The sequence below is a fragment of the Mesorhizobium cantuariense genome (assembly GCF_042647205.1).
Taxonomy (GTDB): Bacteria; Pseudomonadota; Alphaproteobacteria; order Rhizobiales; family Rhizobiaceae; genus Mesorhizobium; species Mesorhizobium cantuariense.
In genome coordinates, this window is record NZ_JBHRVD010000001.1 from 6,107,031 (window position 1) to 6,131,449 (window position 24,419).

At 63.8% G+C, this 24,419-nt stretch carries 28 protein-coding genes and 2 pseudogenes; 24 read left to right on the plus strand and 6 right to left on the minus strand.

Features of this window, described 5'->3' with window-relative positions:
* Positions 1–46: 46 nt before the first annotated feature.
* The 14 genes from ACFOJ9_RS29830 to ACFOJ9_RS29895 all read left to right on the plus strand — a co-directional run bounded on the left by ACFOJ9_RS29830 (position 47) and on the right by ACFOJ9_RS29895 (position 13,160).
* A complete protein-coding gene (locus ACFOJ9_RS29830) occupies positions 47–928 on the plus strand; it encodes a transporter substrate-binding domain-containing protein (protein ID WP_378984311.1) in 882 nt (293 codons plus the stop codon).
* Positions 929–999: 71 nt separating this feature from the next.
* A complete protein-coding gene (locus ACFOJ9_RS29835; RefSeq protein WP_056586659.1) occupies positions 1,000–1,665 on the plus strand; it encodes an amino acid ABC transporter permease in 666 nt (221 codons plus the stop codon).
* Position 1,666: 1 nt separating this feature from the next.
* The gene (locus tag ACFOJ9_RS29840; protein WP_378984314.1) at positions 1,667–2,317 is read left to right on the plus strand and encodes an amino acid ABC transporter permease; all 651 of its coding nucleotides are present in this window, start codon (positions 1,667–1,669) and stop codon (positions 2,315–2,317) included.
* Between the two features lie 2 nt (positions 2,318–2,319).
* On the plus strand, positions 2,320–3,114 hold the full coding sequence (locus ACFOJ9_RS29845; RefSeq protein ID WP_378984317.1) for an amino acid ABC transporter ATP-binding protein: 795 nt from the start codon (positions 2,320–2,322) through the stop codon (positions 3,112–3,114).
* A 38-nt stretch (positions 3,115–3,152) separates the two neighbouring features.
* Positions 3,153–3,614 carry a RidA family protein gene (locus ACFOJ9_RS29850; protein ID WP_378984320.1) on the plus strand — a complete coding sequence of 154 codons (462 nt, stop codon included), beginning with the start codon at positions 3,153–3,155 and terminating at the stop codon, positions 3,612–3,614.
* Positions 3,615–3,638: 24 nt separating this feature from the next.
* Positions 3,639–4,844 (plus strand): aminotransferase class V-fold PLP-dependent enzyme, encoded by a 1,206-nt coding sequence (locus ACFOJ9_RS29855; protein ID WP_378984322.1) that lies wholly within the window; start codon positions 3,639–3,641, stop codon positions 4,842–4,844.
* A gap of 228 nt (positions 4,845–5,072) precedes the next feature.
* The gene (locus ACFOJ9_RS29860; RefSeq protein ID WP_378984325.1) at positions 5,073–6,062 is read left to right on the plus strand and encodes a sugar phosphate isomerase/epimerase family protein; all 990 of its coding nucleotides are present in this window, start codon (positions 5,073–5,075) and stop codon (positions 6,060–6,062) included.
* 41 nt (positions 6,063–6,103) lie between these two features.
* The gene (locus ACFOJ9_RS29865) at positions 6,104–7,156 is read left to right on the plus strand and encodes a sugar ABC transporter substrate-binding protein (protein WP_378984328.1); all 1,053 of its coding nucleotides are present in this window, start codon (positions 6,104–6,106) and stop codon (positions 7,154–7,156) included.
* A 69-nt stretch (positions 7,157–7,225) separates the two neighbouring features.
* Positions 7,226–8,743 (plus strand): sugar ABC transporter ATP-binding protein, encoded by a 1,518-nt coding sequence (locus ACFOJ9_RS29870; RefSeq protein ID WP_378984330.1) that lies wholly within the window; start codon positions 7,226–7,228, stop codon positions 8,741–8,743.
* Between the two features lie 5 nt (positions 8,744–8,748).
* Entirely contained in the window at positions 8,749–9,717 is a 969-nt protein-coding gene (locus ACFOJ9_RS29875) for an ABC transporter permease (RefSeq protein ID WP_378984333.1), read from the plus strand.
* Positions 9,714–10,589: a MurR/RpiR family transcriptional regulator gene (locus ACFOJ9_RS29880; protein ID WP_127415931.1), complete on the plus strand. Its 876-nt coding sequence runs from the start codon at positions 9,714–9,716 to the stop codon at positions 10,587–10,589. The genes ACFOJ9_RS29875 and ACFOJ9_RS29880 overlap by 4 nt, the downstream gene beginning before the upstream one ends.
* Positions 10,586–11,479, plus strand: coding sequence for a ribokinase (locus ACFOJ9_RS29885; protein WP_378984336.1), 894 nt, complete (start codon positions 10,586–10,588; stop codon positions 11,477–11,479). The genes ACFOJ9_RS29880 and ACFOJ9_RS29885 overlap by 4 nt, the downstream gene beginning before the upstream one ends.
* Before the next feature lie 101 nt (positions 11,480–11,580).
* Entirely contained in the window at positions 11,581–12,078 is a 498-nt protein-coding gene (gene purE, locus ACFOJ9_RS29890) for a 5-(carboxyamino)imidazole ribonucleotide mutase (protein WP_378984339.1), read from the plus strand.
* Positions 12,075–13,160 (plus strand): 5-(carboxyamino)imidazole ribonucleotide synthase, encoded by a 1,086-nt coding sequence (locus ACFOJ9_RS29895; RefSeq protein WP_378984342.1) that lies wholly within the window; start codon positions 12,075–12,077, stop codon positions 13,158–13,160. Before purE ends, ACFOJ9_RS29895 begins: the two co-directional genes overlap by 4 nt.
* A gap of 127 nt (positions 13,161–13,287) precedes the next feature.
* On the opposite strand, the gene ACFOJ9_RS29900 is transcribed toward ACFOJ9_RS29895, so the two are convergent.
* The gene (locus tag ACFOJ9_RS29900) at positions 13,288–13,710 is read right to left on the minus strand and encodes a lysozyme inhibitor LprI family protein (protein WP_378984345.1); all 423 of its coding nucleotides are present in this window, start codon (positions 13,708–13,710) and stop codon (positions 13,288–13,290) included.
* A 241-nt stretch (positions 13,711–13,951) separates the two neighbouring features.
* On the opposite strand from ACFOJ9_RS29900, the gene ykgO reads away from it, so the two are divergent.
* From ykgO to ACFOJ9_RS29915, 3 genes are all read left to right on the plus strand, one after another.
* Positions 13,952–14,077, plus strand: coding sequence for a type B 50S ribosomal protein L36 (gene ykgO / locus ACFOJ9_RS29905; RefSeq protein WP_006327841.1), 126 nt, complete (start codon positions 13,952–13,954; stop codon positions 14,075–14,077).
* A gap of 113 nt (positions 14,078–14,190) precedes the next feature.
* Entirely contained in the window at positions 14,191–14,796 is a 606-nt protein-coding gene (locus tag ACFOJ9_RS29910; protein WP_378984347.1) for a tetratricopeptide repeat protein, read from the plus strand.
* A 187-nt stretch (positions 14,797–14,983) separates the two neighbouring features.
* Positions 14,984–16,048, plus strand: coding sequence for an alpha/beta fold hydrolase (locus ACFOJ9_RS29915; RefSeq protein ID WP_378984349.1), 1,065 nt, complete (start codon positions 14,984–14,986; stop codon positions 16,046–16,048).
* A 28-nt stretch (positions 16,049–16,076) separates the two neighbouring features.
* On the opposite strand, the gene pyk is transcribed toward ACFOJ9_RS29915, so the two are convergent.
* On the minus strand, positions 16,077–17,513 hold the full coding sequence (gene pyk, locus ACFOJ9_RS29920) for a pyruvate kinase (protein ID WP_378984351.1): 1,437 nt from the start codon (positions 17,511–17,513) through the stop codon (positions 16,077–16,079).
* Positions 17,510–17,956 carry a DUF1036 domain-containing protein gene (locus tag ACFOJ9_RS29925; RefSeq protein ID WP_378988133.1) on the minus strand — a complete coding sequence of 149 codons (447 nt, stop codon included), beginning with the start codon at positions 17,954–17,956 and terminating at the stop codon, positions 17,510–17,512. The genes pyk and ACFOJ9_RS29925 overlap by 4 nt, the downstream gene beginning before the upstream one ends.
* A 287-nt stretch (positions 17,957–18,243) precedes the next feature.
* Between ACFOJ9_RS29925 and ACFOJ9_RS29930 the strand changes: the two genes are divergently transcribed.
* The 3 genes and pseudogenes from ACFOJ9_RS29930 to ACFOJ9_RS29940 form a co-directional block, all read left to right on the plus strand.
* Positions 18,244–19,041 (plus strand): N-formylglutamate amidohydrolase, encoded by a 798-nt coding sequence (locus ACFOJ9_RS29930; protein WP_378984353.1) that lies wholly within the window; start codon positions 18,244–18,246, stop codon positions 19,039–19,041.
* A gap of 10 nt (positions 19,042–19,051) precedes the next feature.
* On the plus strand, positions 19,052–19,360 hold the full coding sequence (locus ACFOJ9_RS29935; protein ID WP_378984355.1) for a DUF1244 domain-containing protein: 309 nt from the start codon (positions 19,052–19,054) through the stop codon (positions 19,358–19,360).
* A gap of 106 nt (positions 19,361–19,466) precedes the next feature.
* Positions 19,467–19,679: pseudogene (locus ACFOJ9_RS29940) on the plus strand (helix-turn-helix domain-containing protein); the annotation flags it as partial.
* Here the strand turns inward: ACFOJ9_RS29940 and ACFOJ9_RS29945 are convergent.
* Positions 19,655–20,172, minus strand: a pseudogene (locus ACFOJ9_RS29945) (IS5 family transposase); the annotation flags it as partial. The pseudogenes ACFOJ9_RS29940 and ACFOJ9_RS29945 sit on opposite strands and share 25 nt — an antisense overlap.
* Before the next feature lie 268 nt (positions 20,173–20,440).
* Here ACFOJ9_RS29945 and ACFOJ9_RS29950 point away from each other — a divergent pair.
* Entirely contained in the window at positions 20,441–21,616 is a 1,176-nt protein-coding gene (locus ACFOJ9_RS29950; RefSeq protein WP_378984358.1) for an MFS transporter, read from the plus strand.
* Here ACFOJ9_RS29950 and ACFOJ9_RS29955 read toward each other — a convergent pair.
* Positions 21,580–22,488: a LysR family transcriptional regulator gene (locus ACFOJ9_RS29955; RefSeq protein WP_378984361.1), complete on the minus strand. Its 909-nt coding sequence runs from the start codon at positions 22,486–22,488 to the stop codon at positions 21,580–21,582. The genes ACFOJ9_RS29950 and ACFOJ9_RS29955 overlap by 37 nt on opposite strands.
* A 112-nt stretch (positions 22,489–22,600) precedes the next feature.
* Here ACFOJ9_RS29955 and ACFOJ9_RS29960 point away from each other — a divergent pair, with 112 nt between their 5' ends.
* The 3 genes from ACFOJ9_RS29960 to ACFOJ9_RS29970 all read left to right on the plus strand — a co-directional run bounded on the left by ACFOJ9_RS29960 (position 22,601) and on the right by ACFOJ9_RS29970 (position 24,084).
* The gene (locus ACFOJ9_RS29960) at positions 22,601–22,798 is read left to right on the plus strand and encodes a DUF680 domain-containing protein (protein ID WP_378984363.1); all 198 of its coding nucleotides are present in this window, start codon (positions 22,601–22,603) and stop codon (positions 22,796–22,798) included.
* Between the two features lie 47 nt (positions 22,799–22,845).
* Positions 22,846–23,055, plus strand: coding sequence for a DUF680 domain-containing protein (locus ACFOJ9_RS29965; RefSeq protein WP_378984366.1), 210 nt, complete (start codon positions 22,846–22,848; stop codon positions 23,053–23,055).
* Positions 23,056–23,124: 69 nt separating this feature from the next.
* Positions 23,125–24,084, plus strand: a complete 960-nt coding sequence (locus tag ACFOJ9_RS29970; protein ID WP_378984369.1) for an SDR family oxidoreductase — start codon at positions 23,125–23,127, stop codon at positions 24,082–24,084.
* Between the two features lie 87 nt (positions 24,085–24,171).
* Here the strand turns inward: ACFOJ9_RS29970 and ACFOJ9_RS29975 are convergent, their stop codons facing one another.
* Entirely contained in the window at positions 24,172–24,330 is a 159-nt protein-coding gene (locus ACFOJ9_RS29975) for a DUF3309 family protein (RefSeq protein WP_082525418.1), read from the minus strand.
* Positions 24,331–24,419: the final 89 nt, after the last annotated feature.

Genomic DNA, 24,419 nt, shown 5'->3' on the forward strand with positions numbered 1-24,419 from the left:
TGTCTTGCCTGTGCACAAGGGGAACACAACACGAAAGGAGGTCGCCGTGAACGACACATCCGGAAGACGTGATTTTCTGAAATTGGGAATGGCAGGGCTGGCCACGGCTGGCGTCGTGGGTGCGGCAGTCACCGTCGATGCCCAGAAGGCCGCTGCTCAGGCAGCATCCGACAGCCTGCTGCGCACCGTGCTCGATCGCGGCAAGCTGATCGTCGGCACCGGCAGCACCAACGCACCGTGGCACTTCGAGAACGATGCCGGCGAACTCGTCGGCATGGACATCACCATGGGGCGCATTCTTGCCAAGGGCCTTTTCGACGATGCGACCAAGGTCGAGTTCGTCATGCAGGATCCGGCACAGCGCATCCCCAACGTGACCACCAACAAGGTCGACATCACCATTCAGTTCATGACGATGAGCGCCCAACGCTCGCAGTTGATCAACTTCTCCAGGCCTTACTACGTCGAAGGCGTTGCCTTGCTGACGCTTCCGACCGCCGAGAACAAGACCTTCGACAAATTGCTTGCCGCCGGTTCGGCGACACGCGTTTCGATCCTGCAGAACGTCGATGCCGAAGCCTCGGTGCACATGGCGCTGCCGCAATCGCAGGTGATGCAGATCGACACACAGGCCAACGTGCTGCAAGCACTGGAATCGAAGCGCGTCGATGCCGCTGCCGTCGATCTGTCGACCGTCCGTTGGCTCGCCTCACGCAATCCGGACAGATACTTCGATGCCGGCAAGAGCTGGTTCTCGATGCTCTACGGCGCAGCGCTCCGGCAAGGCGATCTCGACTGGCTGACCTTCGTCAACCAGACCTTCACCATCGCCATGTTCGGCCACGAAACCGCGCTCTATGACGCGGCGTTCAAGGACTATTTCGGGCAGGAGCCGCCGGCGCGCCATCCCGGCTTCCCGGTCATCTGACCTGCAACGGACGGAAGGGCGTATCCAGCGCCCTTCCGCCTCCCTAAGGCCTGCGGCACTGAGGCGGACGCATGGGCTATGCCCTCAATTTCAACCTGATCTGGCGGCATTTCGACAAGCTGTGGGGCGGACTGCTGCTCAGTCTCGAGCTCGCCGTCATTTCGATCGCCATTGGCATCGTCATCGGCCTGGTTCTGGCGGTCTGGTACGTGTCCGCCGGGCGCATCGTGCGCACCATCATCGCCGCCTATGTCGAATTCATCCGCAACGTGCCGCTGATCCTGCTCGTCTATCTCGTCTTCTACGGCCTGCCGACGGTGGTCGATATCGCCTACAGCGCGCCGACCTCGTTTGTCGTGACGCTGTCGCTCTACAGTGGCGCCTATCTGGTCGAGGTGTTTCGCTCCGGGCTCGAAGCTGTTCCGCGCGGACAGCTGGACGCCGGCAAGGCAATCGGCCTGACACCCTGGCAAAGGCTGCTCAATGTGCGCCTGCCGACGATGCTGCGCATCACTTTGCCGGCATTGTCCAACACCTTCATATCGCTGTTCAAGGACACCTCCGTCGCGTCGGTCATCTCGGTGCCTGAGCTGACCTATGGCGCCCAATGGATCAACTTCAACACCTTCCGCATCGTCGAGGTCTATCTCGTGGTCACGGCGATGTATCTGGTGACCGGCTACATCATGCTTTTTGCGCTTCGGCTTGTCGAGCGCCGGTTCAGGGCGGCGCGCTGACATGCTCACCCAGATCGCCTATGCCTTGCCTTTCCTCGCCCAGGGCTTTGCGCTGACACTGTGGGTATCCCTGCTGGTCGTGGTGTTTTCGCTGATTGCCGGCGTGATCATGGGCGTCGGTCTGGTCTATGGCCCCGTGCCGCTGCAATGGGCCGTGCGCATCTTCAGCGACACTATTCGCGGCATCCCGATCCTGGTGCTCATCTTCTTTGTCTACTACGGCCTGCCGGCCGTCGGGCTTCATCTGCCGTCCTTCTGGGCCGCCGTGCTGGCGCTGACCCTGTTCAAGACGGCGCAGGTCGTCGAATATTTCAGAGGTGCGGTCGGATCCATTCCGAAGGGACAGTCCGAGGCGGCAAAGGCGATCGGGCTGACCTTTCGCCAGCGGCTCGCCTACGTCGTCTTCCCGCAAGCGTTCAGGCGCTTCCTACCGCCCTGGATCAATGGCGTCACCGATGCGGTCAAGGGTAGCGCGCTGGTGTCGCTGCTCGGCATCACCGACCTGATGCAGGCCATCAACCAGGTCATCGGCCGCACCTACGAGGCCATGCCGCTCTACATCCTCGGCGCGCTCATCTACTTCGCGGTCAACTATGCCCTCTCGCTCGCCAGCCGGCGGCTCGAGCGGCGTTTCTCCTTCATCCGGGAATAGCAATGTCCACAAGTCCGAACGACAACCCGGCCCTTCTCGACGTCTCCGACGTTTCCAAATCCTTCGGCGCCGTCGAAGTGCTGCGTTCGGTCAGCCTGCGGGTGGCGAAGGGCGAGGTGGTAACCGTCATCGGCCCTTCCGGCAGCGGCAAGACCACGCTGCTGCGTTGCGTCAACTTCCTCGAAAGCTACGACAGCGGCTCGATCCGCATCGACGGCAAGGAGGTCGGCTTTCGCGAAACCGGAGCCCGCCAGCGCCGCAGCGAACGCGATCTCGCCGCGATGCGCGCCGAGACCGGGATGGTGTTCCAGAGCTTCAACCTCTTTCCGCATTTGACAACAGCCGGCAACATCATGCTCGGGCTACGCAAGGTGCGGGGAAAAAGCGAAGCCGAGGCCCGCACCATCGCCGAACACTGGCTCGGCCGGGTCGGCCTCGCCCACAAGGCCGACAGCCTGCCCGCCGAACTGTCCGGCGGCCAGCAGCAACGCGTCGGCATCGCCCGCGCCGTGGCCATGGGGCCGAAGATCCTGCTTCTCGACGAGATAACCTCCGCGCTCGACCCGGAATTGGTCGGCGAGGTGCTCGAGGTCGTGCGCAGCCTGGCCGAGGACGGCATGACGATGGTGATGGTCACGCACGAAATGGCCTTTGCCCGCGATGCTTCGAGCCGCATCATCTTCATGGCCGATGGCGGCGTCAGCGCGGCGGGGCCACCCGCCGAAATCCTGGCAGCCGACACCGACAACGAGCGCCTGCGCACCTTCCTGGCACGTTTCCGCGCCTCGCATTTCTAGAACGAGACAGCGAACGCTGTCGCAAGGAGCCTTTTTCCATGACGCCTTATATCCGGCTCGCCGAGTTGGGCCTGACGCTGCCCGAGCCGCCGGCCCCGATCGCCAACTTCGTCACCCATGCCGAAAGCGGCCGGCTGATCTTCCTGTCCGGCCAGGGGCCGTTGCGGACCGACGGCACGCTGTTCACCGGCAAGGTGGGAGACGATGTCACTGTCGAGGAGGCCTATGGCCATGCCCGCCTCACCGGCCTCAATCTGCTCGCCGTCATGCACGCAGCCACTGGCGACCTTGGCCGGATCGTTCGCATCGTCAAGCTGCTCGGCTTCGTCAACGCGACCCCGACCTTCAGTGACCACCCGAAGGTGGTCAATGGCTGTTCCGACCTGTTCGCCGATGTGTTCGACAACATCGGCGGCCATGCCCGCTCGGCGATCGGCGTCGGCTCCTTGCCTGGAAACATCACCGTCGAAATCGAGGCGGTCGTCGAGATCGCCGCCTGACCCGCTAGAAATGGAATCCGAGAGATGAAAACCACTTCCGCCGACGGCTCCAACACCACGATCCGCGAACGGCTCGGCCTTCGACCGATCATCAACGTCTCCGGCACGATGACCGCGCTCGGCGCATCGATCATCGTTCCGGAAGCGATCAGCGCCATGGCCGAAATAGCCTCGCAATGGGTGGAGATGGACGATCTGCAGCGTGCCGCGAGCACGATCGTCGCGCGACTGACGGGCGGCGAGGCCGGTTTCATCACCGCTTGCTGCGCCAGCGGCATCACCATGGCGATCGCCGGGGCGATGACGGGAACCAACCTGCTCGCCATCGAACGCCTGCCGGACGACACGGAAGGCCTCAAGTCGGAGGTCATCGTCCAGCTCGGCCACATCGTCAACTATGGCGCGCCGATCGACCAGTCGGTCCGGCTGGCGGGCGCCAGGGTCGTGCCGGCCGGCACGGTCAGCGTGACGCAGGATTATCACGTCCGCGATGCAATCCGTGACCGCACGGCGGCAGGCCTCTATGTCGTCGCCCACCACACCGTGCAGTACGGCATGCTGTCGCTGGAGGAATTCTGCGAGATCTGCCACGCCAGGGGCGTCCCGGTGATCGTCGATGCGGCTTCAGAATACGATCTGCGCGGCTTCCTCGCGCGCGGCGCCGACATCGTCATCTACAGTGGCCACAAATTCCTGAGCGGGCCAACCAGCGGCATCGTCACCGGCCGCAAGGACCTGGTGCGGGCCGCCTATCTGCAGAACCGCGGCGTCGCGCGCGCCATGAAGGTAGGCAAGGAGAGCATCGCCGGCACCATGGCCGCACTGGAAGCTTGGGAAAAGCGCGACCATGCCGGCATCCGCCGGCGCGAAGAAGCGGCACTCAATTTGTGGAAAGACGCGTTGCAGGGACTGCCGGGCATCATCGCGCAGATCATCCCCGACCCGACCGCTAACCCTCTCGACCGGTTGCAGATTTTTGTATTGCCCGAAAGCCGCTTCAGCGCCGCTGGCCTCGCCTCGGCGCTGGCCGCCGGCTCGCCGCCCATCATCGTGCGCAACCATGAGGTGGAGCGCGGCCATTTCTTCCTCGACCCTTGCAATCTTCATCCCGGCGAGGCCGAGATCGTCGCCGAACGGCTGCGCGCCATACTGACCGCCGCCGAGCGGCCCGCCAATGCCATGAAGCCCACCCGCAAGGATTCGTCCGGCGCCTTGCACTGGCCGGATTGAAACGCCAGGCAGATCGCTGCCTGAAGATGCGCCGGTCACGATCGGCACACGCCTTCACGCGACCACTTCCCTGACGGGTCTCCACCCTACGGCGCCGGCCAGGAAACTGCCGGCGCGCCTTTGCGTGGCTCAGTCCGACCGCGGCTCGGCGGCTGCTTGCTGCCCTTTAAAACATAACTTTACAAATATTCGAAGTTATGTGAAGTTATGACTATTGAAGGGTCGATCATGACAACCAATCGTTTCGCCACGCGTCTGAATTCCTTCGCCTCGCGGCCGCTGGCCGAATGGCCGGACCTTACCGGCAAGCCCTCGCTGCTGCAGATGGCGGCGCGCGCCGCCAAGGTTGCCGGGCTGACCGACCTCGATCTGAATTTCCCCGACCATGTCGACGAAAAGCCTGCTGAAATCGCCCGCAAACTCGGCGATCTCGGCCTTTCCATCAATGGCTTCGCCATGCGCTACTACTCCAATCCAGCCTTCAAGCTTGGCGCCTTCACCAATCCGGATCCGGCGGTGCGCCGTGAGGCCATCGACCTGACCAAAGCCGGCATCGACGCGGTGCGCGAGGCGGGCGCCAGCCTGATGACGCTATGGCTCGGCCAGGATGGCTTCGACTATGCCTTCCAGGCCGACTATGCGACGCTCTGGCAACACGAAGTCGATGGGATTCGTGAAGTAACCGCCCATGATCCGGATTGCCAGATCAGCCTTGAATACAAACCCAACGAACCGCGCTCGTACAGCCTGATGCCGGATGCAGCGACGACCTTGCTGGCGATCCGCGATGTCGGCCTGCCCAATCTCGGCGTCACGCTCGACTTCGCCCATGTGCTCTATGCCGACGAACAGCCGGCCTTTGCCGCTGCCCTGGTGGCGCGCCACAGCAAGCTGCTCGGCGTGCACCTCAACGACGGCTACGCCAAGCGCGACGACGGCCTGATGGTCGGCGCGGTGCATACGTTGCAGACCATCGAGCTGCTCAGGCAGATCCGCCGCGACGGTTACGCGGGCGCCATCTATTTCGACACGTTCCCCGACATGACCGGGCTCGACCCGGTGCGTGAGTGCGAATTCAACATCGCCACCGTTAGGCGCATGCTGCGCGTCGTCGACCGACTGGAGCAGGACAATCGCCTGTCCGCCGCCATGGACAGCCAGGACGCGGTGACGTCGCAGGCCATCATCCAGGAAATCATGCTCGGGCCGGACAGCTGAGGCATCCGAGCCATCACCGTTTTCAACAAGGGAGGACTACAATGAAACTTCTGCTTGCCACCGCTACCGCCGCACTGATGGCGCTGTCCATCGGCTCGGCCTTTTCCGCCGATCTCGCACCGCTCAATTCCGACACGGAAAAGGACCGCATCGACTGGTCGCAGGTCGAGGCCAAGTTCGGCGCGTTCCCCAAGCTGCCCGAAGGCACCAAAGCGGGTGCGGTCTCCAAGACGCTGACCAATGAATACTGGCGCTCGCTGGGCGAGGGCTACACGGCGTTCGGCGAGAAGGTCGGGGTATCCGTCGTCTATCAGGCGGCTCAGAGCGAGGGCGACCAGCTCGGCCAGCTCACCATCGCCGAAGGCCTGGTGACGCAGGGCTACAACGTACTGCTCGTCTCGCCGCAGACGGATGCCAATCTGCAGCCTATCATGGAGCAGGCCAAGGCCGCCAATGTGCCGGTGGTCAATGTCAATGACGCTGTCATCCCGCAGGCCGAGCACTATGTCGGCAATGTCCAGCGCGACAATGGCGTGCGCGTCGCCAAATGGTTCATCAAGAACCGTCCGAATGGCGGCAAGGTCGCCATCGTCGAAGGCCAGGCCGGGGTCTATGCGGCCGTGCAGCGCACAGACGGCTTCAAGTCGACCATCACCGAAGCGGGCAAGTTCGAGGTCGTCGCCAGCGTTCCCGGCAACTGGGACCGCCAGACCTCCTATGACGCGGCCACCAACATCCTGCAGCAACGCCCCGACCTGATCGGCTTCTACGCCAACAATGACGGCATGGCACTGGGCATCGTCGAGGCGGTCAAGGCCGCCGGCCTGCAGGACAAGGTTGCGGTCTTCGGCACCGACGGCATTTCCGACGCCTATGCCTCGATCCGCGCCGGCGAACTGACCGGCACGGTCGATAGCTTCCCGGTGCTGACGGGTGAGGTCGCGCTGGAAACGGCGCTGCGACTGGTGGCCGGGCAGAAGCTGCCGCGCGTCGTCGCCACGCCGCAGGCGCTGATCACCAAGGACAATGCCGACCGCTATTCCGGCACTGGCACGCGCAAGGCGCTGCTCGAGGATGCCGCTGCGGGTCAGTAAGGCCAATCGGCCGGTGCCGGCCAGAGCAATTCGCTCCCGGCCGGCACCGTTGCCCGGAGATAGAACCCCATGTCACCCCGGCTGCAATTCCAGGGCATTTCCAAGCTGTTTCCGGCGGTACGGGCGCTCAACGACGTGTCGTTCTCGGTCGGCGCCGGTGAAATCCACGGTCTGCTCGGCGAGAACGGCGCCGGCAAGTCGACGCTGCTGCGCATCCTGTCGGGCGTCTACCGGCCGACAGCGGGAAGCGTCCTCATCGACGGCAAGCCGGTCACACTCGCCAACCCGGTCGCCGCACGCGCTGCGGGCGTCGCCATGATCCATCAGGAATTGCAGCAGGTGCCGCGCCTCAGCGTCGCCCAGAATATGTTCCTTGGTCATCCGCTGACGCGCGGCGGCATCTTCGTCGCCCGGCGGGAGCAGGAGCGCCGAGCTGCCGAGGCTCTTGCAGCCATCGACCCGTCCATCGATCCGGCCGCCCCGCTCGGCACCCTGAAGGTGGCGCAGCGGCAGATCGTCGAGATCGCCCGCGCGCTGCTCGATCGCGCCCGCATCGTCGCCATGGATGAGCCAACATCGAGCCTGACGCCGAGCGAATTCGAACGGCTCGCCGAAGTCATTACAGGTTTAGCCCGTGACGGCGTCGCCGTCGTCTATGTCTCGCACAAGCTGGACGAGGTGTTCGGCATTTGCCGGCGCGCCACCATCATGCGCGACGGCGTCGTCGTCGATTCCGTCGACCTGAAAAGCTTGTCGGAAAAAGCGGTCGTGGCGATGATGGTCGGCCGCGAACTGGCGCAGGAACAGCATAACTCCCATGCCTCCTGCGAGGTCATGCTGAGCGCGCGTGGCCTCTCTTCGGCGACCAAGGTGCGCAACGTGTCGTTTGACTTGCATCGCGGCGAGGTGCTGGGCATTGCTGGGCTGGTCGGTTCCGGGCGCACCGAACTGCTGCGGCTTTTGGCCGGCGCCGATCGCGCCACAGCCGGCACGATTACGATCGATGGCAAGGCGGCGCGATTCTCCAGCCCGCGCGATGCGATTGCCGCAGGCATCGGCCTGGTGCCGGAGGAGCGCAAGCGCGAAGGCATTGTGCCGCTGCGCTCGATCACCAGCAACATGGCGCTGGCCTCGATGGGTGTGTTCGCGCCGCGCGGCCTCATCGATCACGCCAGGTTGAAACACATGGCCGTCGACAAGATGAACCGCGTCAACCTGCGGCCGTTCCTGCTCGACCGGCCGATTCGCCTGTTCAGCGGCGGCAACCAGCAGAAGGCGATCATCGGACGCTGGCTGGCAGCGGGAACGCGCATCCTCCTGTTCGACGAACCGACGCGCGGCATCGATGTCGGCGCCAAGGCCGAGATCTATCACCTGATCGAGGAACTCGCCGCCGAGGGCCATGCCGTGATCGTCGTCTCCTCCGAGCTTCCCGAAGTGATCCGGCTTGCCGACCGCGTGCTGGTCATGCGCGACGGCACCATCGCCGCAGAACTCCACAGGGACGATATCAGCGAGCAGGCGATCGCGGCGCACGCCATCCCGCAGACGCAAACGCCGGCCGCACAGAAGGCAAGGCAGAGGTGACGGATATGTCGGATACCACTCTGGTGCGGCCACGGACCGAATTCCTGCGCGGGGTTTCCATGCGCGACGCCGGCACGCTGATCGGTCTCGTGGTGATCCTCGCCGTCTTCGGCGCGCTGGTGCCCGGCTTCTTCGCCGAACGCAACCTGATCAACATCCTGCAGCAGTCGAGCATCAATGCCTGTCTGGCGCTGGGCATGACGCTGGTCATCATCTCCGGTGGCATAGATCTGTCGGTCGGCCCGACAGCGGCGCTCTCGGCCGTCATCTCGGCCTCGATGATGGTCGCCGGGGTGCCATTTCCGCTGGCCATTGCCAGCGGCTTCGCCATTGGCCTTGCCTGCGGCCTCGTCAACGGCGTGCTCGTCGCCTATGTCGGGCTGCAGCCCTTCATCGTCACATTGGGAACGCTCAGCACCTACCGAGCGCTGGCGCTGATCTACACCGGGGGCAATCCGGTGCTCGGCCTGCCCGCAGGCTTTCGCGCCATCTTCAACGGCTCGCTGTTCGGACTGCCGCTGGCGGTCGTCATCGTGGCCTTCGTGGCTGTCGTCGCCTGGGTCGTTTTGAAGAAGACGCCCTTTGGTGAATATCTGCTCGCCGTCGGCGGCAATGAGGAGGCGGCCTACATCGCCGGCGTGCCGATCGCCCGCACCAAGATCGCCGCCTACATGATCTCAGGCCTGCTGGCGGCCCTTGCCGCGCAGATACTGATCGGCCGGCTCGGCGCCGCCGAACCCATCCTCGGCAATCTCTGGGAACTCGACGCCATCGCGGCTGCCGCCATCGGCGGTGCCTCGCTGATGGGCGGCAAGGGCAGCGTCGTCGGCACCATCCTGGGCGCCGTCATCCTCGGCGCCATGCGCAACGGTTTGACGCTGATGAACGTGCAGTCCTTCTATCAGCTTCTGGCAACTGGTCTTATAATCCTCGCCGCGATGCTTATCGATCGCGTGACGAGGGGGCGTGGATGACGTTGAGCGGGCTGGACCTGAAAGCGGTAGGACCGCGCATCCGCATGATGATGCCGCATCTCACCCCGCTGGAGGCGAAGGTGGTGGAAACCGTCTTCGGCCGGCGCGGCTTCGACGAGAGCATTCCGCTAAAGCAGATAGCGGAGGAGTCCGGCGTGTCCGAGGCGATGGTGGTCAAGATCGCCAAGAAGCTCGGCTTCTCCGGCTATCGCGACTTCCGCACCGCCGTCTACGAATACAGTCGCCTGCCGACCGCCGAGATGCATCAGGAACTGTCGTCCGACGACAGTTCGGCCGAGATCGTGCAAAAAGTGTTCCGCACCTCCATCCAGGCACTGGAGGAGACGCTGGCGATCCTCGATATCGAGGATTTCGACCGCGCCGCCGATCTTCTCTACCGTGCGAAGAACCGGGATTTTTATGGCGTCGGCGGCTCGGCGCAGATCGCCCGCGACGTCTCGCACAAGTTTCTGCGCATCGGCATCCGCGCCTCCGTCTATGACGATTCGCACATGATGCTGATGTCGGCCTCGCTGCTCGGCGGCGACGACATCGCCGTCGGCTTCTCGCATTCGGGCAACACGTCGGCCGTCATCGACGCCATCCAGCTGGCCCGCAAGAACGGTGCCCGCACGCTCGCCATCACCAATTACGACAATTCGCCGCTGGCCGCGGTCGCCGACATCGTGCTGTGCTCGACCGCGCAGGGCTCGCCGCTGATGGGCGAGAATGCGGCGGCGCGCATCGCCCAGCTCAACATCCTCGACGCGTTGTTCGTGGCGGTGGCGCAGCGCGACTACCAGGCGGCGGAGCGCAATCTCGGCCGCACCATGTCGGCGGTGACATCGAAACGAAAAGACCGGGGCTCATGAAGACATCGCCGCTGGTCACCGTGTTCGGCAGCCTGCACTACGACATCATGGTCGACGCGCCCGACCGCCCCCGCAAGGGCGAGACGGTGACCGGCCATGCCTGGCACCCGAAATGCGGCGGCAAGGGCGGCAACCAGGCTGTCTCGGCGGCGCGGGCCGGCGTGCGCGCGGCGATGATCGGCGCGATCGGCGACGATGATTTCGGGCGGGCGTTGCTGGCCAATCTCGATCGCGCCGGCGTCGACCGCCGCTTCGTGCGGGTGGCCGCTGGCGTCGGCTCGGGCATGAGCGTGGCGATCTTCGACCAAGGCGGCGACTATGGCGCGGTGATCGTCTCTGGCAGCAATCTGACACTGGGCGATGCCGACACCGCCTCTGCTTCCGATGTGGTGGCACAGACGGCTGTGCTCTTGTTGCAGAACGAAGTGCCGGAAGTCGCCAACATTGCCGCCGCACGCGCGGTCAAGGCACAGGGCGGCCGCGTCGTGCTCAACGCGGCCCCCGCGCGCAAACTCTCCGGTGAGATGATCGCGCTGGTCGACATATTGGTGGTCAATGCCATCGAGGCGGAGTTCCTGGCCGGCATGGCGGTGGTCGAAACGCTCGACGGTGCCGCGCAAGCCGCACGGCTGCTGGCCGATCTCTATCCGGTGGCAATCGTCACGGCGGGCGGCGAGGGCGTCGCTTGTTGCGATCGGGCCGGCCAAGCCTTCGCGCTGCCGGCCATCCCGGTCAAGGTCGCCAGCACGCATGGCGCCGGCGACGAATTCGTTGGCGCGCTGGCCGCGGGACTTGCCCGGGGGGAGACCATGCGGGCGGCCATCACCGCCGCCAACGCGGCTTCGGCCTTGCTGGTCTCGACACCGGAGGCCGAGCGCGACCGCATCTGATGGCCCGATTCAGCCATGCCAGGCCACAGCGGCGACCACCTATCCTTGCGGCTTGGCGCGAATTCCGCTAAGGCGCGCCTTTATCGCCGGGGAACACAGACTTGGACGATCAACGCGCCGACGTCGCCATCATCATGGGCAGCCAGTCCGACTGGGCGACGATGCGCCATGCCGCCGAAACTCTGGAAGCACTCGGCATCCCGCACAAGCGGCTGATCATCTCCGCGCATCGCACGCCAGACCGGCTCTATGATTTCGCCAAGGGTGCCAAGGCGGCCGGTTACCAGGTGATCATCGCCGGCGCCGGCGGTGCCGCGCATCTGCCCGGCATGACGGCGGCAATGACGCCGCTGCCGGTGTTCGGCGTGCCGGTGGAATCGAAGGCGCTGTCCGGGCAGGATTCGCTGCTGTCCATCGTCCAGATGCCGGCCGGCATTCCCGTGGGCACGCTGGCCATCGGTAAGGCCGGCGCCGCCAACGCAGCCCTTCTGGCCGCTGCCGTGCTGGCGCTGAACGATGACAAGCTCGCCGTCCGTCTGGATGCCTGGCGCGCCGCGCAGACCGCCAAGGTGGCGACCGAACCAACGGATACGCCGTGACCCTGCCCGCCGGATCGACCATCGGCATCATTGGCGGCGGCCAGCTCGGCCGCATGCTGGCGATATCAGCCGCCCGTCTCGGCTACCGCACCGTGGTGCTGGAGCCGCAAGCGGATTGCCCGGCCGCGCAGGTCGCCAACCGGCAGATAACAGCCGCTTATGACGACCCAGCTGGCCTTGCCGAACTGGCAGCGTCGAGTTCGGTCGTCACCTACGAATTCGAGAACGTGCCGGTCGCCGCCGCCAGCGCGCTGGCCGCCAAGATTCCGGTCTATCCGCCGGCACTCGCGCTTGAAGTGGCGCAGGACCGGGTGGGCGAAAAAACATTCCTCAATGGCATCGGCATTGCCACCGCGGATTTCCACGCCGTCGACACCGATGACCAGCTGACGGCGGCGCTGAAAGCGTTTGACGGCAGCGGCATATTGAAGACGCGCCGCATGGGCTATGACGGCAAGGGCCAGCGCGTCTTCCGCAACATGGAAGCCGGCGGTTTTGCCGGCACGTGCGAGGCGATGGGCAATGTGCCGCTGATCTTGGAGTCCTTCGTGCCGTTCGAGCGCGAGATATCGGTGATCGCGGCGCGTGGACTGGACGGCGCGGTCGGCGCCTACGATCCGGCCGAGAATGTCCACCGCAACGGCATTCTCCACACATCGACCTTGCCAGCCGCCATTATGCCCGAAACAGCGCAAGCCGCACGAACGGCGGCATCGAAGATCCTGTCGGCGCTGAACTATGTCGGCGTCATCGGCGTCGAGTTCTTCGTGCTGGCCGACGGCTCACTGCTGGCCAACGAGATCGCGCCGCGTGTCCACAATTCCGGCCACTGGACGGAAGCCGCCTGCATCGTTTCGCAGTTCGAGCAGCACATCCGCGCCGTCGCCGGCCTGCCGCTCGGCAGCCCGGACCGTCATTCCGATTGCGTGATGGAGAACCTGATCGGCGACGATGTGCTGCGTGTTCCGGCCCTGCTCGCCGAGCCCGATCTGATGCTGCATCTCTACGGCAAGGCCGAGGCGCGCCCCGGCCGCAAGATGGGTCATTTCACCCGGATTAAAGCAATTCCAGGAAAAGTGTGAAGCGGTTTTCCCGGAAAAGCGCATAGCGCTTTCCCTTGGGAATTGCGTCAAACAAAGAGATAGAGCGGTTCAGCGTTTCTGTGAAACGATGAGTTGCTGGCCGTCGCGCCTGACCTGAGAAACGCGCTTATTGCACGTCGTCGCTCTCGTCCTCGTCGGGACTGGCGCAACTCGCATCGCCTTCCTCGCAATTGGCCGCGGCAGCGAGCTGCTTGATGCGATCATTGGTCAATCTGGTCAGGCATTGCGAAACCTCCATCGAATGGATCGAGCCGCCCTCGCTTGCTGCGGTGGAATGCGCGCACTCGGCATCGCGAAAGGTGATCCAGGCGCGTTGCGCCACCTGCAGCAATCTCTTGCCGTCGGCATCATCCGAGCTGATGAGGTCCTGGTAGGCCTTGTTGAGCCTGGCGTCGGCCGCCTGGTAGTCCTCGCCGGCACAAATGTTCATCATCTGCTGGCTGTCGTCGCTACGGTCGCATTCCTGCGCATGGGCAACCGAGCCTTCCGCCAGCAAAAGAAGGCAGGCGGACAGGAACATTCGGCGCATAGTCGTCTCCAAATCACTTCACAGCGTCCGCATCATCCCAGCCGGCCCAAGGCCGCGCAATGCCGCAAGGCCGACATGGCGGATATTTGATGATAGGGATGATTCACATCGGCTATGGAGCACGCTTGCGGTTGACACGGACAAGGCTCCTCGTTTATGAGCCACCCACAGTTCAAAGGCGCGTCTTCTGGCGCGCCTTAAAATTTCGACCCGGACAGGGTCCACACCGACAGGCAAGACCATGAAGATCAAGAATTCGCTCAAGGCGCTGAAGGCGCGTCACCGCGACAACCAGCTGGTTCGCCGCAAGGGCCGCGTCTACATCATCAACAAGACCGCCCCGCGCTACAAGGCACGCCAGGGCTGAGTTTTCGGGCAGGAGGCTGTTGCCTCCGCCCATTTGATGCTTGTTGCCGGCCTGCCGGCCTTTTCACGCCAAAATCAGTTTGACGTTCCGCCGCCCGGGACTAGAGTCCGGCGATGCGGATTCTTTTTGCATTTTTGACATCTCTGCTTGTTTCCGGCGTCATTTGTGGCCCGGCATGGGCGGATGATGCTGTCGCGCCGACGGCCACCAAGGACGCACCGCCGGTGGCAACGACAAAACAGGCCCGTCTCGATCAGTTGTTCAGCGACCTGAAGCGCGAGCGCAACGAAAAGGCGGCCGAGCGCATTGCCGGCAACATCTGGAGCGAGTGGTCGCAATCCGGCAGCGCCTCGATCGACCTGATGATGCAATGGTCGCAAAAGGCCGTCGAAGGCCAGAAGTTCGACGTCGCGCTCGATTTCCTCGACCAGGTGGTGACCTTGCAGCCGACCTATGCCGAAGGCTGGAACCGGCGCGCCACGGTGCATTTCATGATGAAGAACTACGGTAAGTCGATGTCCGACATCGATCATACGCTGCAGCTCGAGCCACGCCATTTCGGTGCGCTGGCCGGGCTGGCGCAAATCATGGCGCTAACCGGCCACAAGCAATCGGCACTGGAGGCCTGGCAGAAGGTGCTGGCCATCTATCCGATGATGCGCAGCGCCCAGGACCAGGTCGGCACGCTTTCGGAAGAACTTGCCGGCGAAGGCATTTAATGCCCTGAAGGGTGTAAGGGAATAGGGCAGTAAGGCAGTAGGGGGCAGATTGTACTGCGGAACACCTGCCCTACTGCCCTACTGCCCTACTGCCCTACTGCCCTACTGCCCTACTGCCCTACTGCCCTACTGCCCTACTGCCCTACTGCCCTACAACTTATCCCTCCCCACCTCCGTATATCTCCCCATGAACCTTATCTACGCCGCCCTTGCCTTCCTGATGGCGCTTGTCTTCGGCTTTGTCGGCGTCACGCGCGCCGGCTCATGGCTGATCGAGCGCCGCAATCCGCCGATCGGCGAGTTCGCCGACATCGATGGCGCCCGCATCCACTATGTTCATGTTCCAGCGCCAGCGAACGCCGAGCTGCCGCCAATCGTCTTCATCCACGGCGCCAGCGCCAATCTCCGGGATCAGATGCTGCCGCTGCGCCCGCTGCTCCAAGGGCGCGCCGAAATGCTGTTCTTCGACCGGCCAGGCCACGGCTGGTCGGGTCGTGGCGGCAACAACGAGGACCCGTCGGCTCAGGCCAACACAATCGCCGCGCTGATGGACCGTCTGGGTATCAGAAAGGCTGTTATCGTCGGCCATTCCTTCGGTGGTGTGGTGACATCGGCCTTCGGCCGCGAGCATCCCGACAGGACACTCGGCCTGGTCTTCCTCGCACCGGCGACCCACCCATGGCCGGGCGGCGCAACGTCCTGGTACTACAATCTGACCACCATGCCGGTGGTCGGCTGGCTGTTTTCCGAAACGCTGACCTATCCGGCGGGAACGCTGCAGATGGAGGACGCCACCACCTGCGTCTTCTCGCCCAACAAAGTGCCGGACAACTATGTCGGCGAGGCCTCTATCCCGCTGGTGCTGCGGCCATTGGCCTTTCGCGCCAATGCCACCGATGTCGCCGGGCTCTATCGCTACGCCCTTGGCGCCGCACCGCGTTACGCCGAGATCAAGGCGCCGACCGTGATCATTTCGGGTGACCGCGACAAGGTCGTCTATGCCCAGATCCATTCGGTCGGCCTGGTGCGTGACATTGCCGGCGCCGAGCTCGTTTGGGTGCACAATCTCGGCCACAAGCCGGACTGGATCGCGCCCGACCTGGCCGTCGCCGCCATCGAGAAGGTCGCCGGCAAGGAGATCGACTTGCAGGCGATGGCCAGGACCGTGGAGGCGCGCATCGCCGGCGACGCTTACGGCGCCGGCAGATGCGCCGATATCAAGGTGCCGCAGGCCGAACTCGCGCCAACCTGACCACGCTTGCTGGTTCACGAGAACCGCTCTAGCGGCTGGCCTGCGTGTCGGACCCGATATAGGCGATGCGCAGCATGTTGGTCGAACCCGGTGTCCGCAGCGGCACACCGGCGGTGATGATGACGCGGTCGCCCGGCTTGCCGAAGCCTTCATCGAAGGCGATTCGGCAGGCGCGGTTGACCATGTCGTCAAGATCGCTGGCGTCGGGTGAGACGACGCAATGCGTGCCCCACAAAAGCGACAGCCGTCGCGCCGTGTTGACAATCGGCGACAGCGCGATGATCGGCACCTGCGGGCGCTCCCGGGCGGCGCGCAGGCCTGTGGTGCCGGACGCCGTGTAGGTGATGATCGCCGACAGTTTCAACGTTTCGGCGATCTCGCGCGCAGCCAGCGAAATGGCGTCGGCGCCGGTTGCTTCCGGCTCGGAGCGCTGGGCGTTGATGATGCCGGCATAGGTCGGATCGGTTTCGACCTTGGTGGCGATACGGTCCATCATCGCCACGGCTTCGACGGGATAGGCGCCGGCCGCCGATTCCGCCGACAGCATGATGGCATCGGCGCCTTCGAAGACGGCGATCGAAACATCGGACACCTCGGCGCGGGTCGGCACCGGTGCCGTGATCATCGATTCCAGCATCTGCGTTGCAACCACCACCGGCTTGCCGGCGCGGCGCGCGGCGCGCGTGATCTGCTTCTGGATGCCGGGCACCGCCTCGAGCGGCATCTCGACGCCGAGATCGCCGCGGGCGACCATCAGCGCGTCGGACAGTTCGATGATCTCGGCCAGCCGGGCGACGGCCTGCGGCTTTTCGATCTTGGCCATGATCAGCGCCCGGCCGCGCGCGATCTTGCGCGCTTCCGCCAGATCCTCCGGCCGCTGCACGAAGGACAGCGCGACCCAGTCGACGCCTGTCGCCAGCACGGCATCGAGGTCCTTGCGGTCCTTCTCGGTCAGCGCGCCGACCGGCAGGTCGGTGTCGGGCAGGCTTACGCCCTTCTTGTCGGAAATCGTGGTCCCGGCGACGACGGTGCAGACGATCGACTTGCCGTCGCTCTTCACCGCCTTCAGCTCGAGCTTGCCGTCGTCGATCAGCAGGCGATGGCCGGCTTCGACCGAGGTCAGGATTTCCGGATGCGGCAGATAGACCCTGGTCGAGGTGCCGGGCTCGGGATTGTCGTCGAGCGTGAAGGTCTGGCCTTGCGTCAGCACTTCCTTTCCATTGGCGAACTTGCCGACGCGCAACTTTGGTCCTTGCAGGTCGGCCAGGATGCCGATCGGCCGGCCAACCGCTTCCTCGACGGTGCGGATGCGTCCGACCAGCGTGCGCATCAGTTCGTGATCGGTGTGGCTCATATTGATGCGGAACACATCCGCGCCCGCTTCGAACAGTTTCTTCAGCATCTCCTCCGACGAGGAGGCCGGACCGATGGTGGCTAGGATCTTGACCTTGCGGCTACGTCTCATTGACTGTTTGTTCCCGGGGCGGCTGGAGCGCCTCCCGTTGTGGACTCATCGGTCAGCTGGACCATCCAGCTTGCCTGTTCGCCCGTGTCATATTCCTGGAATCCGGCGCGCTGGAAGCCCCGGGCGACGCAGTCGGTTACGCCGGCGATCTTGAACTCTTTTTCAGCCACGCACATGTTGATCGGGCCGTCCCAGCGTCCACCGCGCTCGGCGTCTTCTGCATAAAGATAGTAAAACCTTGATGACAGCGGCCCTTCGATCAGCGTCTTGCAGCTCGATCCCTCGATGTGCCACCAGCCTTCGGTGATCCAGCCGGCCTTGGCGCGATAGCCGATACCGACGCCGACCAGGTTCTGCGTAGCGTTGCAGACGCGAAAATCGGCACGCGCCGGCGAGGCCATGACCATCGCCGACAGGCCCATGGCAAGGCTCAGGAGCGGCATGGCAAAGGCAGGGCGCATGCGCTGCCTGCCGGCGGAACTCATCCGAAAACCCCTCAAGAACCACATCAGCATCTCTCTGCGCCCCTTTTCGGAAAAGTCCGGGCGCATGTCAACGCACCGTTTTGTTCAATTCCAATCGATTTAGAAAGGCTCCGGCGCACAATTCGCCGGCTCCTGCCAGATTTCCCGGGAAACCTTGGCCAAACAACGGCATTGCGCAAGCGTCGTCTTCGTGGAATGACGATAGCACCCTCCCCGGAAGCCAGCGAACCGACCATTTCCCAGCAATGACCCGATCCACAGTTTTCGCGCCTTTCGACATTGTCGAAGGCGACCGCAAGCGAGGCATCGTGCTCCTGGGCGATCATGCCCGCCGCGACCTGCCCGACGACTATGGCAGCCTCGGGCTGCCGGCAGCGGAGTTCGACCGCCACATCGCCTACGACATCGGCGTCGAGGCGGTGACGCGCGAACTTGCCGCCCTGCTCGACGTGCCGGCGGTGCTCGCCAATTTTTCTCGCCTGCTGATCGATCCCAATCGTGGCGAGGACGATCCGACGCTCATTCGCCAGCTCTATGACGGCACCGTCGTGCCGGGGAATTACCCCATCGCTCCCGAGGAGCGCGAAAGGCGGCTCGATGGCTTCTACCGGCCCTATCATGACGCCGTCGGCGCCATGATTGCCTCGGTCGCGCGGGCCTCTGCCCAGGCGCCCTTCATCTTCTCGGTACATTCCTTCACCCCAACCATGCAAGGAATCCAGCGTCCCTGGCATGTCGGCATCCTGTGGGACCTCGACGACCGCGTGGCACGGCCGCTGATCGACATGCTGGCCGAGGACAAAAACCTCGTCGTCGGCGACAACGAACCCTATGACGGCGCGCTGCGCGGCGACACCATGTACAAGCACGCCATCGTCAACGGCTTCGCCCATGCGCTGATCGAGATCCGCCAGGATCTGATAGCAGATCAGAAGGGCGCGCTTGCCTGGGCCGAACGGTTGGCGCCGATCGTTGACGCCATCGACCGCCGTCCCGATATTCATGTGGTCAAGCAATTCGGCTCCCGCACTAAGCCACTGTAAGGAGGTTTCGATGACCGAACTCAGCGACGAGCAGCAGCGCGACTTCGAAGCCGCCGCCTTTCGCCGGCTGGTGAAGCATCTGCGCGAGCGCAACGACGTGCAGAACATCGATCTGATGAACTTCGCCGGCTTCTGCCGCAACTGCCTGTCGAACTGGTATCGCGAGGCGGCGAATGCCGACGGCATCGACCTCACCAAGGACCAGTCGCGCGAGATCGTCTATGGCATGCCCTATGCGCAATGGCAGGCGCTCAACCAGACCGAGGCCTCCGACGCCAAGAAGGCCGAATTCGAGGCAAGGCGCCCCAAGGACCATTAGGTCAGCCACGTTCTTGACCTACAATGCCCACGCGCCTTCGTCATCCTAAGTGTTTGATCCCGAGCTTTGATGGTGCAATCTTTTCCTTGGAATGGAAGGAGGCACTATGGGCCAGATTCTACACGGCAGCGCCACAACGACAGAGGCGGTCCGTCGAGCGATACAAAATAGTCAAGAGAGCCTGAGAGCGCTGGCGAAGCGCTACGGGATCAACCAGAAGACCGTCGCCAAATGGAAGAAGCGGACTTCGGTCGCTGATCTGCCGACCGGCCCGAAAGACCCGCATTCAACGGTGCTGTCGCTCGAGCAGGAGGCCATCAAGCCACCAAAACAGACGCCATCGATGAGCGGTGCGACGCCCACCGTATCGAACCGCTGGCCGGGCAAAAGAACAAAGCGCACAAGATTGCCAAGCGCATCAGTGAGCGCCAGAATTTTGGTGGTCATGCCGCCCTTGGAGCGGCCTATGGCCTGGCTTTGAGTCCCCCTTTTGCGCCCTGTCCATGGCGGTGGACCTTGACGATGGTAGCATCAACCATGGCGTACTCCATGTCCGGCTGGTCCGAACAAGCCTCGAAAAGCCGAATGAAAACATCGGCTTTGACCCAATCGCGGTAGCGTTTGAAAACGGTGTTCCAGCTCCCGAAGAAGGCTGGAAGGTCGCGCCACGGACTTCCTGTCCGCACGATCCAAAGCAAGGCTTCGATGAAGCGGCGATTGTCACCCCCACTTCGTCCGGGATCGGTTGGTTTGCCCAGGCAATGCGGTTCCATCTTCGCCCATTGGGCGTCCGTCAGCACAAATCGTTCTATCCAAAGCTTGAATCACAATCCAAGCTCAGGGGGAATCCTGAATCTCAACAAGCTTAGGGCGAAGCAGTCGCGAAGCGACGTCGCGGAGACCCTAGGATGACGAAGAGAGAGGCGTCCTCGCTAATCTCCAACGTCTAATAAGTCCCGCTATGAACGATACCGATACTACTTGCCCTTTGGTTCAAGCATTTCCTTGGCCAAGCGCTTGACTGAAAATTGAATCGATCTAATTTGCCGCGAAACGCTATTTTTGACCGGATTCGTATCGATGCGCGCCCAAGACGCTATGCTGACTGCCATTCGTGGACGACGGGCCGTCGCGGCCATTTTTCTCGCCAACGGCTTCCTGACCGGCAGCTGGGCGCCGCAGATCCCGGTGTTCCTGTCCCGGCTCGACATCTCGAAGTTCACGCTCGGCCTGCTGATCCTGCTGTTCGGCGTCGGTGCCGTCATCGCCATGACCTGGTGTGGCCATCTGATCTCCAGACATGGTTCGCGCACCGTGCTGCGCTGGTTCGCCCTGTGCGGCAGCCTCGGCCTGCTGGTCGTGGCGCTGGCGCCCAACGTGCCGCTGGCGGCCGTCGCCATGATCATCTTCGGCGGGTCGATCGGTGGCATGGACGTCGCCATGAATGCCAATGCGGTGGCGGTCGAACGGCGGCTCTCCCGCGCCATCATGTCGTCCTCGCACGGCTTCTGGAGCCTTGGCGGCTTCGCCGGTGGTGGCCTCGGCGGCTTTGCCATCCAGCACTACGGCCACCTCGCCCACGCGGCGGTGGTGACAGCCCTTGCCTTCGCGGTGATCGCGGTGGCGGTTCGCCATCTCATCGCCGAGGACAGGCCGCAGGCAACCGAGCACCATAAATTCGCGCTGCCGGCAAACCCGCTGGTTTATCTGGTCGGGCTGATGGCGCTGCTGGCGATGATCTCCGAGGGCGCGGTGCTCGACTGGGCAGCGCTGTATCTGCGGCAAGAGCTCGGCGCCGACCTCGCCGTCGCGGGTCTCGCCTATGCCGGGTTTTCGGGCGTCATGGCGGTCATGCGATTCTTCGGCGACGGCGTGCGCAATCGCTTCGGCGCGGTGACGACGCTGCGCGTGTCGGCCCTTGTCGCCGCCGTCGGCATGCTTGTGGCTGGCTTGGCGCCCTCGCCTTGGCTCGCCATTGCGGCCTTTGCCTTTTGTGGCTTCGGCATCGCCAACATGGTGCCGATCATCTTTTCGGCCGGCGGCAACCAGGAAGGCATGTCGTCGGGCACCGGCATGAGCGTGGTCACCACCATGGGCTATTGCGGCATACTGGTGGCGCCGTCGGCGATCGGCTTCGTCGCCGAGCATTCCAGCTTCGGCCCGATCTTCGTCGCCTTGTCGGGGTTGCTGATCATCGTGTTGCTGATGGCCGGGCTCGCTCACCGCGCCGAATTCGCGCCCGCGCCGGCCGAATAGCGCTTCAGCTCCTCGTAAAGAAAATCCGCCACGCGGCGGATGCGCACGCTGGTGCGCACGTCGCGATGCATGGCCAGCCACACCGGCAGGACAGGCAAAGGCAGGCCGGGCAGCAATTTCTCCACCGATGGATCACGGTCGACCAGCGGCTCCTGGCCGAGACCGATGCCGTTTCCCGCCCGCACCGCCTCCCACAGAACGATCTGGTTGTCGGCCCTGAAGCGGAAACTGCTCCGGGTGACGGGGATGCCATACTGAGTAAAGCCTCTGATGATGTCGTCGCTGCGGTCGAAGCCGACCAAATCGTGGTTGACAAGCCCGGCAGGCTCCAGCGGACGGCCACGCCGCTCGAGATAGGATTTGGCCGCGCAGGCGCAGAGCGGAATATCGCAGACCTTACGCGCCGTCAGCTCATTCTGCGCCGGCTTGACCATGCGGATGGCGATGTCGGCATCCCTGCGCAACAGGTTCTCGACCTGGTTGGAAGCCACGATCTCGACCTCGATGCCGGGCTCCTCGATCCCTAGCCGCATCGTCATCTCCGGCAGCACATAGGCCGCCACCACCTCGCTGGCGGCGATGCGCACCGTGCCTTCGATGGCCTCGACCGATCCCAGCGCCAGCAGCGAAAAGGCGCTCGCCTGCTCGCTGACCGCCTTGCCGCGTTCGAACAGCGTGCTGCCGGCCTCCGTCAGTTCATAGCCGCGCCGCCCACGCCGGAACAGCGTGACGCCCAGCGCCTGTTCCAGCTCGCCGATGTGACGACCAAGCGTCGGCTGGCTTGCCGAGAGCTTTCGCGCTGCAGCCGAAAGGCTGCCGGTTTCCGCCACGGTGACGAAGCTTTTGATCAGGTTCCAGTCGATTTCAGTCATTCATTTATGGATATCAGAACCCCATTCATAGTCAATTTTCATTCGCATGTGAGGCGATCATATTCGGACTGCAAACACCAACAAGCTGCAAACACCAACAAGGAGACCAGAAATGAACAAGATCGCACTCGCCGCCGCCGCCATCCTCATCGCTACGGCCACCGCCTTTGGCGGAAGCGACAAGTATGGCTCGAACGACGCCAGCCAGCCGACCGTCATGGTCGACCATACGGCCACCACTTCGATCTCGAAGTCGACCGCATCCGCCCAGGCCCCGCAGGGCGCCGACCTCAACCTCTTCGGCCGTTGATCGCGACCGCCGACATCCACCCAACCTTGAACCCAGGAAAAACTCAAATGACCAAGATCGCTCTCACCGCCGCCGCTCTCCTCATCGCCGCCAGCACCGCCTTCGCAGGCAGCGACAAGTTTGGCTCGAACAATGCCAGCCAGCCGGCCGTCACCGGCACCGACGCCACGATCACCACGTCGATCGAGAAGCCGGACGCCGTCGCCCAGAAGCCGGTCACCCAGGGCAGCAACCGCGACCTCTTCGGCAACCGCTGATCCCGATCGCGCTTGTCGCTGATCCCGCTCCCAACCGACCACGCAAATCCCAACCCAGGAGTACTTCCAATGACCAAGATCGCAATTCTCGGTGCCAATGGCCGGCTCGGCCGCGTGGTCGCCAGGGCCTTCATCGACGCTGGCTACGAGGTCCGCGCAATCACCCGTAGCGGCAAGGTGCCGGCCGAACTCAAGGGCGCCACGGCCGTTGCCGGTGACGGGCTCGACCGCGAAGCGCTTATCCGCACCACGGAAGGCGTCGACATCATCTTCAACGGCCTCAACCCGATCTACACCGAATGGGTCAAGTGCATGCCGATGGCCGAGAACGTCATGGCCGCCTGCCGGGCGAACGGTGCTTTGCACCTTGCTCCGGGCAACGTCTACAATTTCGGCTCGCCGATCCCGGCGGTGATATCAGAAGACACGCCCTTCCACCCGACGACCGAAAAGGGCCGCATCCGCGTCGCCATGGAAGATCTGTTTCGGCGCGAGGCCGACGCTGGTCGTGTCCGCACCATTCTCTTGCGGGCCGGCGACTTCTTCGGCGGCACAGGCAGCGGCTCATGGTTCGATCTGGTCGTTGCCGCCAAGATGAACAAGGGCATCTATACCGCGCCCGGCCCGGTCGATCTGGTGCATGAATGGGCCTACCTGCCGGATCTGGCCAAGGCTTTCGTCGGACTGGCGCAAAACCTGGATAAGCTCGGCTCCTACGAAGCACTGAACTTTCCGGGCCATGCCGTCACCGACCTGGAGATCAAGGCAGCAGCCGAAAAGGCGCTTGGTCGCTCGCTCAAGATGACCTCGATGGCCTGGTGGGTGCTGCGCGCAGGCAGCCCGTTCGTGGCGATGTGGCGCGAGATCGTCTCGATGTCTTATCTGCGCTTCGAGCCGCACCAACTGGCTTCGGCGAGGCTGGAAGGCATCATCGGTGCGATCCCACACACGCCTCTGGATCAGGCGGTCACTGAAGCTCTCGAGGATATCGGCATCGCCACCGTGAGTGATGTTGCGAAAGCTGCCTGATTGGCAAGGCGGCGGGCGCGGCCACGGGTCTGCCCGCCCCATCTTCTCTTCACACTGAAAAGTCTTTCTACGGACCGAAAGGGCGGCTCAGAGCCGCCCCATCAACAGCAACACCAGAAGCACCACCAGCACGACGCCGACGATGCCCGACGGCCCATAACCCCAGGAGCGCGAATGCGGCCAGGCCGGCACCGCGCCGATGAGGACAAGGATCAGGACGATGATGAGAATGGTGGTGATCGGCATGAGAAACCCCGCGCTTTGACGTTTGCCACGAGACAACGCTTCGCGTTGCTCCGGAGACATGCTTGCTCGAGACAATGCTTCGCATTGCT